The organism is Streptomyces griseoflavus, assembly GCF_014649995.1.
In the GTDB taxonomy this organism is placed as follows: Bacteria; Actinomycetota; Actinomycetes; order Streptomycetales; family Streptomycetaceae; genus Streptomyces; species Streptomyces griseoflavus.
Genome location: NZ_BMUC01000001.1, coordinates 686,789 through 699,778, shown reverse-complemented (window position 1 = coordinate 699,778; position 12,990 = coordinate 686,789). Strand labels below are relative to the sequence as shown.

Annotated in this window: 12 protein-coding genes; 4 read left to right on the top strand and 8 right to left on the bottom strand. The window is 69.7% G+C overall.

Annotation, left to right across the window (positions count from 1 at the left end):
* Positions 1-4 precede the first annotated feature (4 nt).
* Positions 5-940, top strand: a complete 936-nt coding sequence (locus tag IE172_RS03010) for a TerD family protein (RefSeq protein ID WP_190095994.1) — start codon at positions 5-7, stop codon at positions 938-940.
* A gap of 31 nt (positions 941-971) precedes the next feature.
* Here the strand turns inward: IE172_RS03010 and IE172_RS03005 are convergent, their stop codons facing one another.
* The 6 genes from IE172_RS03005 to IE172_RS02980 all read right to left on the bottom strand — a co-directional run bounded on the left by IE172_RS03005 (position 972) and on the right by IE172_RS02980 (position 5,434).
* Positions 972-1,709 carry a TerD family protein gene (locus IE172_RS03005; protein ID WP_190095452.1) on the bottom strand — a complete coding sequence of 246 codons (738 nt, stop codon included), beginning with the start codon at positions 1,707-1,709 and terminating at the stop codon, positions 972-974.
* Between the two features lie 136 nt (positions 1,710-1,845).
* Positions 1,846-2,985, bottom strand: coding sequence for a DUF475 domain-containing protein (locus IE172_RS03000; protein WP_190095451.1), 1,140 nt, complete (start codon positions 2,983-2,985; stop codon positions 1,846-1,848).
* Between the two features lie 48 nt (positions 2,986-3,033).
* Positions 3,034-3,609 carry a TerD family protein gene (locus IE172_RS02995; RefSeq protein WP_190095450.1) on the bottom strand — a complete coding sequence of 192 codons (576 nt, stop codon included), beginning with the start codon at positions 3,607-3,609 and terminating at the stop codon, positions 3,034-3,036.
* Between the two features lie 131 nt (positions 3,610-3,740).
* Positions 3,741-4,316 carry a TerD family protein gene (locus tag IE172_RS02990; protein WP_189555606.1) on the bottom strand — a complete coding sequence of 192 codons (576 nt, stop codon included), beginning with the start codon at positions 4,314-4,316 and terminating at the stop codon, positions 3,741-3,743.
* A gap of 113 nt (positions 4,317-4,429) precedes the next feature.
* Positions 4,430-4,888 (bottom strand): peroxiredoxin, encoded by a 459-nt coding sequence (locus tag IE172_RS02985; protein WP_190095449.1) that lies wholly within the window; start codon positions 4,886-4,888, stop codon positions 4,430-4,432.
* Positions 4,889-4,996: 108 nt separating this feature from the next.
* Positions 4,997-5,434: a DUF3052 domain-containing protein gene (locus IE172_RS02980; protein ID WP_167530103.1), complete on the bottom strand. Its 438-nt coding sequence runs from the start codon at positions 5,432-5,434 to the stop codon at positions 4,997-4,999.
* Positions 5,435-5,836: 402 nt separating this feature from the next.
* Here IE172_RS02980 and aceE point away from each other — a divergent pair, with 402 nt between their 5' ends.
* Positions 5,837-8,584, top strand: a complete 2,748-nt coding sequence (aceE, locus tag IE172_RS02975) for a pyruvate dehydrogenase (acetyl-transferring), homodimeric type (RefSeq protein ID WP_190095448.1) — start codon at positions 5,837-5,839, stop codon at positions 8,582-8,584.
* Positions 8,585-8,735: 151 nt separating this feature from the next.
* On the opposite strand, the gene IE172_RS02970 is transcribed toward aceE, so the two are convergent.
* Positions 8,736-9,044, bottom strand: a complete 309-nt coding sequence (locus tag IE172_RS02970; RefSeq protein ID WP_190095447.1) for a small hydrophobic protein — start codon at positions 9,042-9,044, stop codon at positions 8,736-8,738.
* A gap of 240 nt (positions 9,045-9,284) precedes the next feature.
* Positions 9,285-10,904 carry an MFS transporter gene (locus IE172_RS02965; protein ID WP_190095446.1) on the bottom strand — a complete coding sequence of 540 codons (1,620 nt, stop codon included), beginning with the start codon at positions 10,902-10,904 and terminating at the stop codon, positions 9,285-9,287.
* 110 nt (positions 10,905-11,014) lie between these two features.
* Between IE172_RS02965 and IE172_RS02960 the strand changes: the two genes are divergently transcribed.
* Both IE172_RS02960 and IE172_RS02955 read left to right on the top strand, forming a co-directional pair.
* Entirely contained in the window at positions 11,015-11,704 is a 690-nt protein-coding gene (locus IE172_RS02960) for a TetR/AcrR family transcriptional regulator (RefSeq protein ID WP_190095445.1), read from the top strand.
* Positions 11,705-11,758: 54 nt separating this feature from the next.
* Entirely contained in the window at positions 11,759-12,976 is a 1,218-nt protein-coding gene (locus IE172_RS02955) for an alpha/beta hydrolase (protein WP_190095444.1), read from the top strand.
* The last annotated feature ends 14 nt before the right edge of the window (positions 12,977-12,990 follow it).

Genomic DNA, 12,990 nt, shown 5'->3' with positions numbered 1-12,990 from the left:
CCACATGACGCACGCGATGCTGAAGGGGTCGAACGTCCCTCTCGAGGCCACCACCGTACGCGCCGTGCTGCGCTGGTCGCCCGGGCAGGGGGTGCCGGACGTCGACGCCTCCGCGCTGCTCCTCGGCCTCGACGACCGTGTGCGCTCCGACGAGGACTTCGTGTTCTACAACCAGCCCCGGCACCCTTCCGGGAAGGTCTGGCGGCTCGGCAAGAAACGCGGCGCCGAGGGCCTGACCGACACGATCCAGACAGACCTCGCCGGTGTCGAGTCCGGTGTCGGCCGGATTCTCCTCGTCGCGTCGGCGGACGGCGTCACCTTCGACCGCGTACAGGCGCTGCGCATCCTGCTGTACGACGCCCAGGCGGCCGACGGGGACGCGCTGGCGTACTTCGACATCAAGCCGGAGACCGGCCAGGAGACCGCGCTGATCTGCGGTGAGCTGTACCGGCGCGGGGACGGCTGGAAGTTCCGGGCGCTCGGCGAGGGCTACTCCAACGGCCTGGAGGGACTGGCGACCGACTTCGGCATCTCGGTGGAGGAGCCGGGCCCCGCCGACGAGTCCGACGCGGACGGCGCCGCCCAGCAGCCGCCCCCCACCACGCAGATGCCGGAGCGGCCCTCCTCCGAGGCGCTGACCCAGCCGCAGGCCCCTCTCGTGCCGCCGGCTCCCGAGGTGTCCCGGCCGCTGCCGCCCGAGCAGCCGGCGGGCGTGCCCGCGCAGCCGGCCTACGGCTATCCGCCGCAGCAGCCCGCCGCCGGCCGGCCCGCCTACGGCTACCCCCAGCCGGCCAGCCCGCCCGCCTACGGCTACCCGCCCGCGCCCGCCACCGCGGCCGGCGGCGGGCAGGCCGGGTACGGCTTCCCGCCGCCGGCCCCCGCGTCCCCCGACCCGGACTTCCGGCTGCCCCCGCAGGGCCCGCAGTTCATCGGGCGCTAGCGGCCGGTACGCACCCGGAGGGAAGGCCGGGTCACCGCTCGACCTTCGTCTTGAAGCCCCGGCCCCACTGCAGTCCCCAGCCGTAGAGCCGGTCCAGTTCGGCCTGGAAGCCGTAGACGAACTTCACCTCGCGGCGGACGATCATCTCGTTCTTGACGTTCTCGATCATCACCACGGCGCAGGACCGGGCCTGGGGATGGCGTTCGTCGAGGTTGATCTCGATCCGCGGGCCGTTGCTCGGGTAGAGCGTGACGACGGCTTGCGTGCGGTCGAAGGCGGGCGTCTGGTCGTAGATGTAGGCGAAGACCAGCAGGCGTTTGATGTTCTCCCGCTGGTCCAGGTTGACGTAGATCGTCTCGCCGGAGGCGGAACCGAACCGGTCGTCGCCGCTGAGCTTGACGTACGGCGGCGCGTTGACGTCCCCGAGGAGGCCGCCGAGGGGCTGCACGACGCCCTTGGTGCCGTCCTGGAGCTCGTAGAGACAGCCCAGGTCCAGGTCGACGTTGACCATGGACTGGCTGTGGCCGACGACCTCGGGCGGCTTGAGCGCCTTGAAGGGGTGGCGCAGCAGGCTCTCCCGCTGGGGGCCGCCGAAGTCGGAGGTGCGCATCCGCCAGCTCAGATTGATCCGCAGGTGCCCGGTGGCCGCGCCCTGCTTGGTCAGCGACACCTGGCCGTGCCGTTTGGTCAGCTCGATGGCGTTGGTGGCCGCGTTGCCCGAGTCGAAGGCGCTCTCGCGTCCGCGCCGCAGTCCGTCCAGGAAACCCATTCCCGCCCCATATCCGCTTGTCCGACCCCCGCCGGTGGCCGCCGGGCACGCCCGTGTGCCGACGGCCGACGGGGCGGCCCCGAGGACCGGTCCTCGGTGGCCGCCCCGTCGAGAGCGTTCCTCACCCGGAGGGCTGTCACACCCCGGAGGAGATCTCAGTCTTCACGGCGTCCTTTCCCTCGGTCGCCGCGATCCGCTTGTTGCGGCGCACCGACGACCAGAAGGAGGCACCGATCAGGACGACACCGACCAGGCCGGTGATGATCTCGTTGATCTCGAACCGGATGGTGACGAGGAGGATCATCGCCAGGGCGCCGATCGCGTAGTGCGCGCCGTGCTCCAGGTAGACGTAGTCGTCCAGGGTGCCCTGGCGGACCAGGTAGACCGTGAGCGAACGGACGTACATGGCGCCGATGCCCAGGCCGAGCGCCATCAGGACGATGTCGTTGGTGATGGCGAAGGCGCCGATCACGCCGTCGAAGGAGAAGGACGCGTCCAGCACCTCGAGGTAGAGGAACATGAAGAACGCCGCCTTGCCGGCCAGGGCGACGGCGGAGCGGGGCTTGCCCTCCCGGGCGGCCTTCTCCTCCTCCTCGTGCTCGCGTTCCTCCTCTTCCTCGAGCTTGTCCTCGAAGAAGCCGGAGAGACCGCCCACGATCATGTAGGTGATCAGACCGGCGATACCGGAGAGCAGGACCGTGCTGGCCTTGTCGACGTGGGCACCGCCGTGCTGGTGGGCCTGGGTCGCGAAGGTCACGGCGGAGATCAGCAGGATGATCAGCGCGATGCAGACCGACAGCATGTCGACCTTGCCGAGCTTGGCCAGCGGGCGCTCCAGCCAGCCGAGCCACTTGATGTCCCGGTCCTCGAAGATGAAGTCCAGGAAGATCATGAGCAGGAACATGCCACCGAACGCGGCGATCGCCGGGTGGGCGTCCGTGACGAGTTCCTGGTAGCGGTCCTTGTCGCTGAGCGCGAGGTCGACGGCCTCGATCGGACCGAGCTGCGCGCTGACGGCGACGATGACGACGGGGAAGACCAGTCGCATACCGAAGACGGCGATCAGGATGCCGATGGTGAGGAAGATCTTCTGCCAGAAGGCATTCATCTTCTTCAGGATTCCGGCGTTGACCACCGCGTTGTCGAAGGACAGCGAAATCTCGAGGATCGAGAGGATCGCCACGATGCCGAAGGCGGTCCACCCCCCGAAGAGGAACGCTGCGACCAGACCGAGCGCGGTGACCGCGAACGACCAGCCGAAGGTTTTCAGAACCACTGGCTACCCCAGGTGTGTGTACGGGTCCCCCCGCTGCCGTAATCGGCTTTACGAAACGTTGACTCCGAAGTCTAGAGCGATGCCGCGCAGCCCCGACGCGTACCCCTGCCCCACTGCACGGAACTTCCACTCGCCCTGATAGCGGTACAGCTCACCGAAGATCATCGCGGTTTCGGTGGAGGCGTCCTCGCTCAGGTCGTAGCGGGCCAGTTCCTGTCCGTCGGCCTGGTTCACCACGCGGATGAAGGCGTTGCTGACCTGGCCGAACGTCTGGCCGCGCTCGTCGGCCATGTGGATGGAGACCGGGAAGACGATCTTGTCGCAGCGGACCGGCACCTTGGAGAGGTCGACCAGCAGCGACTCGTCGTCGCCCTCGCCCTCACCGGTGAGGTTGTCACCGGTGTGCTCCACCGAGCCGTCCGGGCTCTTGAGCTGGTTGTAGAAGATGAACCACTCGTCCCCCATGACCCGGCCGTCGCTGCAGATCAGCGCGCTGGCGTCGAGGTCGAAGTCGGCTCCCGTGGTGGAACGCGCGTCCCAGCCCAGTCCGATCATCACCTGGGTGAGGTTCGGAGCGGCCTTGGACAGGGAGACGTTCCCCCCCTTGGCAAGCGTGACGCCCATGATGCTGGTCCCCCTCCGGTTGGTGTTTCTCACGGTGGTCCTGCGCGTCCGGCGCCGCACGTAAACCGTGCGGCGCCGGGCGGTGTGGCCGCGAAGGCGGCCGTGCTCGGGCGTCGCCGCCCGCAGAGGTGTCAGACGTTCACGCCGAAGTCCTGCGCGATGCCGCGCAGGCCCGAGGCGTAGCCCTGTCCGATGGCGCGGAACTTCCACTCCGCGCCGTGCCGGTACAGCTCCCCGAAGACCATGGCGGTCTCGGTGGAGGCGTCCTCCGAGAGGTCGTAGCGGGCGATCTCGGCGCCGCCGGCCTGGTTGACGACGCGGATGAAGGCGTTGCGCACCTGGCCGAAGGACTGCTGGCGGTTCTCGGCGTCGTAGATGGAGACCGGGAAGACGATCTTCTCGATCTCCGCCGGGACGCCGGCCAGGTTGACCTTGATCTGCTCGTCGTCGCCCTCGCCCTCACCGGTGAGGTTGTCACCGGTGTGCTCGACGGAGCCGTCCGGGCTCTTGAGGTTGTTGAAGAAGACGAAGTTGGCGTCGCTGCCGACCTTGCCCGAGTTGTTCAGCAGCAGGGCGCTGGCGTCCAGGTCGAAGTCGGTGCCGGTCGTCGTACGGACGTCCCACCCCAGTCCGATGATGACCGCGGTCAGGCCCGGCGCCTCCTTGCTCAGCGATACGTTGCCGCCCTTGCTGAGGCTGACTCCCACGAGTCCTCCCTTGGTGTCCAGGGGCGGGGTGCCCCGTCGTGCGTCGGATGTCGGATCAACGAGTCGATCCTAGTGAGGGGTTCCCGGGGCCCGCAGGCCCAGGAAACGAACGATCACAGGGTGTCGAGGGCTTTCACGTACTCGTTCAGGTCACGGGCGTCCGGCAGGGCGTTGACCACGCTCCAGCGCACGACGCCCTCCTTGTCGATGACGAAGGTCCCGCGCACCGCGCAGCCCTTGTCCTCGTCGAAGACGCCGTAGGCCCGCGAGACCTCGCCGTGCGGCCAGAAGTCGCTGAGCAGCGGGTACCCCAGGCCCTCCTGCTCGCCGAAGACGCGCAGGGTGTGGATGGAGTCGTTGGAGACGGCGAGCACCTGGGTGTCGCGGTCGGAGAACCGCGGCAGGTTGTCCCGGATCTCGCACAGCTCGCCGGTGCACACGCCGGTGAAGGCGAACGGGTAGAAGAGCACCACCACGTTCTGGTGCCCCCGGAAGTCGGACAGCCGCACGGTGGCACCGTGGTTGTCCTTGAGTTCGAACTCGGGGGCCTTGTCGCCGACCTGGATCGCCATTGTCGTGATCATCCCTTCGGGGTGGTTCGCTCCGTCCACCCTACGCAGGAAGTACGACAGGCCGGCGGACGGGCCACCGCGTCACGCGGCCGCCCGTCCGCCGATGATTCACCGCTTCGACTTGGCGGCCTTCGGCGTCGCCAGCCGGCTGCCGCTCCAGTCCTTTCCGACGCTGACGCTCTTGGACGCCGTCAGGCCCGCCGTGGTGGCGGCCTCCGAGATGTCGCTCGGCTCGACGTAGCCCGAACGGCCGGTCTTCGGCGTGAGGAGCAGGATCGCGCCGCCCTCTTCGATGTACGTGGTGGCATCCACCAGCGCATCCGTCAGGTCGCCGTCGTCGTCGCGGAACCACAACACAACGGCGTCGGCCACGTCGTCGTAGTCCTCATCGACAAGGTCGCTCTCGATGACGCCCTCGATGGCCTCGCGGAGCTCCTGGTCGACGTCGTCGTCGTAGCCGATCTCCTGGACCACCTGCCCGGGCTGGAACCCCAGCCTGGCGGCAGGGTTCGTCCGCTCCTCCGCGTGGTCCGCGGTCGCGCTCACGGGTTGCCTCCTGATCATGTCTTGGGAATATCTCAGCCACGCGCGTGCGCGAAGCATTGGCCGTAGTCCACACGGGCGGGACGGATCGCGCAAGTACCCGGCCGTACAGACCGCCGAAACGGTGACGATCCTGGCGGGTCACCGCAACCACAGGCACACCGACCTGGCCCGCTGTGACGCGCACCACACCCATGTGCCCCGTTTGGCCCTTTGGGAACCGTCTCTATGTGCGAAGACTCGATTGGACGAGCCCCCTGCACACCGTACTGGCCGCGACCGCGGATTACCTCCCGGTAGAGATGACGCCGGCGGCCACGAGGTGGACCATGGGGAGCGGCGCACACCGGGCCGCAGCAGCGAGACGGCGGTCCCTTCACGGCCCTCCGACAGGTAAGGAACAGCGTGGCTTCCGCATCCGATCGCAACCCGATCATCATTGGCGGCCTTCCGAGTCAGGTTCCTGACTTCGATCCCGAGGAAACGCAGGAGTGGCTCGACTCCCTCGACGCCGCGGTCGACGAGCGCGGCCGGGAGCGGGCCCGCTACCTGATGCTGCGGCTGATCGAGCGCGCCCGCGCCAAGCGCGTGGCCGTCCCCGAGATGCGCAGTACGGACTACGTCAACACGATCCCGACCCGGGCCGAGCCGTTCTTCCCGGGCAACGAGGAGATCGAACGCAAGATCCTCAACGCGACGCGCTGGAACGCCGCCGTGATGGTCTCCCGCGCGCAGCGGCCCGGCATCGGGGTCGGCGGCCACATCGCCACGTTCGCGTCCTCCGCGTCGCTGTACGACGTGGGGTTCAACCACTTCTTCCGCGGCAAGGACGAGGGGGACGGCGGCGACCAGGTCTTCTTCCAGGGCCACGCCTCCCCCGGCATCTACGCCCGCGCCTACCTGCTGGACCGGCTGAGCGAGCGGCACCTCGACGGCTTCCGGCAGGAGAAGTCGCGGGCCCCGTACGCGCTGTCGTCGTACCCGCACCCGCGGCTGATGCCGGACTTCTGGGAGTTCCCGACCGTGTCGATGGGTCTCGGCCCGATCGGCGCGATCTACCAGGCGCGGATGAACCGCTACATGCAGGCGCGCGGCATCGCGGACACGTCGAAGTCGCACGTGTGGGCGTTCCTCGGCGACGGCGAGATGGACGAGCCGGAGTCGCTGGGCCAGCTGACCATCGCCGCGCGCGAGGGTCTGGACAACCTCACCTTCGTCGTCAACTGCAACCTCCAGCGGCTCGACGGACCGGTGCGCGGCAACGGCAAGATCATCCAGGAGCTGGAATCGGTCTTCCGGGGCGCCGGCTGGAACGTGATCAAGCTGGTCTGGGACCGCACCTGGGACCCGCTGCTCGCCCAGGACCGCGACGGTGTGCTGGTCAACCGGATGAACACCACGCCGGACGGCCAGTACCAGACGTACGCCACCGAGTCGGGCGCGTACATCCGTGACCACTTCTTCGGTGACGACCACCGGCTCCGCGCGATGGTCGAGCACATGACCGACGACCAGATCCTGCACCTGGGCCGCGGCGGTCACGACCACCGCAAGATCTACGCCGCGTACAAGGCGGCCCAGGAGCACAAGGGCCAGCCGACGGTGATCCTCGCGAAGACGGTCAAGGGCTGGACCCTGGGCCCGAACTTCGAGGGCCGCAACGCCACCCACCAGATGAAGAAGCTGACGGTCGACGACCTCAAGCACTTCCGGGACCGGCTGCACCTGCCGATCGCCGACAAGGACCTCGAGTCCGGTCTGCCGCCCTACTACCACCCCGGGCCGGACACCGAGGAGATGCAGTACATGCACGACCGCCGCAAGTCGCTCGGCGGTTACGTGCCGACGCGCGTGGTGCGGTCGAAGCCGCTGTCGCTGCCCGGGGACACGACGTACGCGACCGTGAAGAAGGGCTCCGGCCAGCAGTCCATCGCGACGACCATGGCCTTCGTCCGGCTCCTGAAGGACCTCATGCGGGACAAGGAGATCGGCAGGCGCTTCGTGCTGATCGCGCCGGACGAGTACCGCACGTTCGGCATGGACTCCTTCTTCCCGAGTGCGAAGATCTACAACCCGCTGGGGCAGCAGTACGAGTCCGTGGACCGGGAGCTGCTGCTCGCCTACAAGGAGGCGCCGAACGGGCAGATGCTGCACGACGGCATCTCCGAGGCGGGCTGCACGGCCTCGCTGATCGCCGCTGGTTCGGCGTACGCCACGCACGGCGAGCCGCTCATCCCGGTGTACGTCTTCTACTCGATGTTCGGCTTCCAGCGCACCGGCGACCAGTTCTGGCAGATGGCCGACCAGCTGGCGCGCGGTTTCGTCCTGGGCGCGACCGCGGGGCGCACGACGCTGACGGGTGAGGGTCTCCAGCACGCGGACGGCCACTCGCATCTGCTGGCGTCCACCAACCCGGCGTGTGTCGCGTACGACCCGGCGTTCGGCTACGAGATCGCGCACATCGTGCAGGACGGGCTGCGCCGGATGTACGGCTCCGACGAGCGGCACCCCCACGGCGAGGACGTCTTCTACTACCTGACCGTCTACAACGAGCCGATCCAGCACCCGGCCGAGCCGGAGAACGTGGACGCCGAGGGCATCGTCAAGGGCCTGTACCGCTTCAGCGAGGGCACGGCGGGCTCCCTCCCGGCGCAGATCCTGGCGTCCGGGGTGGCGGTGCCGTGGGCGGTCGAGGCGCAGAAGATCCTCGCCGAGGAGTGGAACGTCAAGGCGGACGTCTGGTCGGCGACCTCCTGGAACGAGCTGCGGCGCGAGGCGGTGGACTGCGAGCGGCACAACCTGCTCCACCCGGAGGAGGAGCAGCGGACCCCGTACGTGACGCGCAAGCTGGCGTCGGCGGCGGGGCCGGTGGTGGCGGTGTCCGACTGGATGCGGTCGGTGCCGGACCAGATCGCGCGCTGGGTGCCGGGGACGTACCAGTCGCTGGGCGCGGACGGTTTCGGCTTCGCGGACACGCGCGGGGCGGCCCGGCGGTTCTTCCACATCGACGCGCAGTCGATCGTGGTGGCGGTGCTGACGGAGCTGGCCCGCGAGGGCCATCTCGACCGGTCGGTGCTCAAGCAGGCGATCGACCGGTACCGGCTGCTGGACGTGGCCGCGGCCGACCCGGGGGTGGCGGGCGGCGACGCGTAGCGCCCGCGGCGGGCGTGCGGGGAGCGCACAGGGCGGAGGGCCCCCGGCGACACGCCGGGGGCCCTCCGCCCGTTCGGTTCCGGCAACGCGAGCGGGACAGGGGTGAGCCCCCGGCACGAAGCCGGGGGCTCACCCCTGTCCCACGCCCGGGTCAGAACATGCCGTAACCCGAACCTGCCGCTCCGGCCAGGAAGATGATGGCCAGAAGCGTGTCGATGGCGCCCAGGACCACGGCGACCAGGGCCGGCAGCGAGCGGGTGCCCGTCCAGCTGCGGCCCATGGCGAGCCAGCCGCAGACGATCGCCGCCGGGCCGAGGATGATCCCCAGCGTGAAGAAACCGGCGACCGCGCAGATGACTCCGATGATTCCGAGTGTCGCGCGATCCGGCCCGGACCGTGACCCCGTCCGGCCACGTGTGCGGGGGTGCCTGCGCGTACCGTGTCCGAAGCTCGCCATCATCAACTCCCTTAGGGGTTCGTTGACATGGCGGGTACCCCCGCTTCCGCGGTGGATTCACCCCGTTCGCGCGGCAGGTGGGCCGCCGTCCGCGCGCCGCCCCCCTCCGGCAGCGCGCAGCGGCAGTGCTCCCCCCGTGCCCTGCGCAGGACTTGACCCACTGTGACCTGCGATCCCTCCCCACGGGGAGGGATCACCGCGCCGGTTCACCCTGATGAGCGAACCGGGTCACGGAACGGTCCGTCAGATGTGTCCGACTCCCGCACCGGCCTCCGCGTTCTCACCGCGCTTGGTGAGGAACGCGACGAAGATCGCCACCACGGCGACACCGGCGGCGGTGAGGGACGCCAGGCTCATGCCGGACATGAAGGTGTCGTGGGAGACGTCGGTGATCTTCTGGACGACCTCCGGCGGCATGTCCGGGGACACCGGCGCGATACCGAACTGGACGGCTTCGGCGGTCGCGTCGGCCTGGTCCCCGCTGAGCGGCGGAAGACCGGCCTCCTTCCAGTTGCCGGGGAGGTCGCTGTCGACCTTGGAGGCCATCACCGCTCCGAGCACGGCCGTGCCGAGGCTGCCGCCGATCTGCATGGCCGCCTGCTGGAGACCGCCCGCGACACCGGACAGCTCCAGCGGGGCGTTGCCCACGATGACCTCGGTGGCACCGACCATGACGGGGGCGAGGCCCAGGCCGAGCAGGGCGAACCAGAGCGACATCACGCCGCTGCCGGTGTCCGTCTCCAGCGTCGACATGCCGTACATGGACAGCGCGGTGAGGGTCATGCCGCCGGCCAGCGGGATGCGCGGACCGACCTTGGTGATCATCACGCCGGCGAGCGGCGAGCCGACGATCATCGAGCCGGTGAGCGGCAGCAGGTGCAGACCGGCGTCGACGGGGCTCATGCCGTGCACGTTCTGCAGGTAGAAGGTGACGAAGAACAGGCCGCCCATGAAGGCGATGGCCATCAGCACCATCAGCACCACGCCCGCGGACAGCGGGACGGACCGGAACAGCGCCAGCGGGATCAGCGGCTCCCGCACCTGCGACTGCCACGCCGCGAACCCCCCGAAGAGGCCGACCGCGACGGAGATGAACGTCCACGTCCACAGGCCGCCCCAGCCCCACTCGGGTGCCTTGATCAGCGCCCAGACGAGGCAGAACATCGCACCGGACAGCAGGACGATGCCGAGGACGTCGAAGGACCGCGGGGCGTTCTCGGCACGGTGGTCGAGCAGGATCCACGCGCCGAGCGCGACGGCGAGGACGCCGACCGGCACGTTGATGAAGAAGACCGACTCCCAGTTGACGTGCTCGACGAGGACGCCGCCGAGGATCGGGCCGCCGGCGGTGGAGGCACCGATGACCATGCCCCAGATGCCGATCGCCATGTTGAGCTTCTCGGCCGGGAAGGTGGCCCGCAGCAGGCCGAGCGCGGCCGGCATCAGCAGCGCGCCGAACAGGCCCTGGAAGACACGGAAGACGATGACCATCGTGATGCCCTCGGACAGCCCGATGGCGGCCGAGGACGCGGCGAAGCCGGCCACACCGATGAGGAAGGTCTGCCGGTGACCGAACCGGTCACCGAGCTTGCCCGCGGTGATCAGGGAGACCGCGAGGGCGAGGAAGTAGGCGTTGGTGATCCACTGGAGATCGGACCAGGTGGCTCCGAGGTCCGCGGCGATGGCCGGGTTCGCGATGGCCACGATGGTGCCGTCCAGGGCCACCATCATGACCCCCACGGCGACGGTCACGAGGGTGAACCAGGGGTGCCCCCGCAGCCCCTTGCCCGGAGTCGTGCCCGACGGGGCGGACGGAGGCCCGTCCCCCGGCCCCGCCTTGTCGATGGTGGTCTGACTAGTCATATGTGCAAGCTAATGTCAGCGACTGACAGCTGACAAACCAATTCATCAGACGGTCACTGACACGAAACGTGCTCATAGCCTGAGCAGCGGGAACCGTTCGAGGAGGCGCCATGGGGACGGCCGAGAGCGCCGTGGGCGCGCCGCCGCGGCCGGGTCTGCGGGAGCGCAAGAAGCAGCGCACCAGGGACGCGCTGGTCCGGGCCGCACTGGAGCTGATCGCCACGCGCGGGTACGAGGGGACGACCGTCGACGACATCGTCGCGGCCGTCGACGTCTCGCAGCGCACGTTCTTCCGCTACTTCGCCGGCAAGGAGGAGGTGGCGTTCTTCGTGGCACGGCTCGCGGAGTCACGCGTCCTCGACGCCGTACGCGCACGCCCTCCGCACGAGGCACCGCTGGAGGTGCTGCGCCGGGCCGTGCTGGACAGCTGGGACGGCATCACCGAGGCCGTGGAGCAGCTGGTCCCGCTGGACCTGCACATGCGCGTCTACCGGGTGATCGAGTCGACGCCCGCCCTGCTCGCCGCCCATCTGCGCCGTGCGACGGAGCTGGAGGAGGAGCTGGCGCGCGTCATCGCCGACCGCGAGGGGCTCGACGTGGACGCCGACCCCCGGCCGCGGATCCTGGTGGCCGCGTTCGGCGGGGTGGTCCGGGTGGCGGAGCGGCGCTGGTCCGCCGGGGACGACTGCAGTCCCGAGGCCATGCGGGCGGTGATGACGGCCTGCCTCGACCAGGTGGGTCCGGCGCTCGCGGGCAACTGGCGTACGGGACCATCCCCGAACCGGGGCACCGAAACGTGATACCGGTCACTTGATTCACGCGAGACACTCCCGTTCTCCTAGTGTGTCCTTTCAGTGACTTCCTTCGACACCTCCCCGCAATCGAACGTCCTGCGCGCGCTGCTCGCGCTCGCCGTCGTCTTCGTGATGCTGGCGACCACCGGCTGGACGGCGCTGCGCCACCAGCGCCACCCGGCCCCGCTCCAGGCGTCGCTCGTCGCGTGGGAGAAGGGACGGATAGCCGGTCACCGGCTGCCCGACCCGGACGCGGGACCCGCGCGGCTGACCCGGTTCTTCGCCTCCCTCACCGACGGGCAGCGGGCGTACCTCGCCCACCGCTATCCCCTGGCGGTCGGCAACATGAACGGCGCGCCGGTCGAGCTGCGCTACCGCGCCAACCGGATCGCGCTCGGGGAGGCCCGGGACGTCGAACTCGACCGTGTGCACGACAGCCGTCTCACCGCGTCCGGACAGCGGCACGCCGCCCGCAGGCTGGACCGCTTCGAGGCGCTGATGCACCCCGGCCGGCACATCCTCGCCTTCGACCCGTCGGGCTCCGGCCGGGTCGCCGAGGTCATCGGCGACCTGCCCCGGGCCGAGCGGGTCTCGGTCGTCGTGCCGGGCGCCGACACCGACCTGCTCACCTTCCAGCGCACCGACCGCCGCTACTCGGCTCCCGCCGGCATGGCGAAGTCCCTGTACGCGGCGGAGCGCGAGGCCGACCCCACGGCCCGCACCGCCGTGATCGCCTGGGCCGACTACACCACCCCCAGCGGGCTCGGCATGGACGCCGCCATGGCGATGCGCGCCGAGGACGGCGCCCGGCGGCTGGACGCGATGCTGCGCGGACTGCCCGGGAAGGCGCCGGTCTCGCTGTTCTGCCACAGCTACGGCTCCGTGGTGTGCGGGATCGCCGCGGACTCCCTGCCGGAGCGGGTGGCGGACATCGCGGTGGCGGGCAGCCCCGGCATGCGGGTGGAGAAGGCCGCCGAACTGGACACCACCGCCCGGGTGTGGGCGATGCGGGACGCCGACGACTGGATCCAGGACGTGCCGTACCTGGAGCTCGGCGGCCTGGGGCACGGGGCCGATCCGGTCGCCGCCGGGTTCGGCGCGCGGGTGCTGTCGGCGCGGGAGGCGAAGGGCCACGGCGGGTACTTCGTCCCGGGGACGGACAGTGTGCGGAACTTCGCCGAGATCGGTGTTGGCGCATACCGCGCGGTGTCCTGTGCGCACGGGGACGACACCTGCCGAGCGGGTTTGTCCGGTACGACACCTATCGGACGCGCGTAGAAGCGGAGATACTG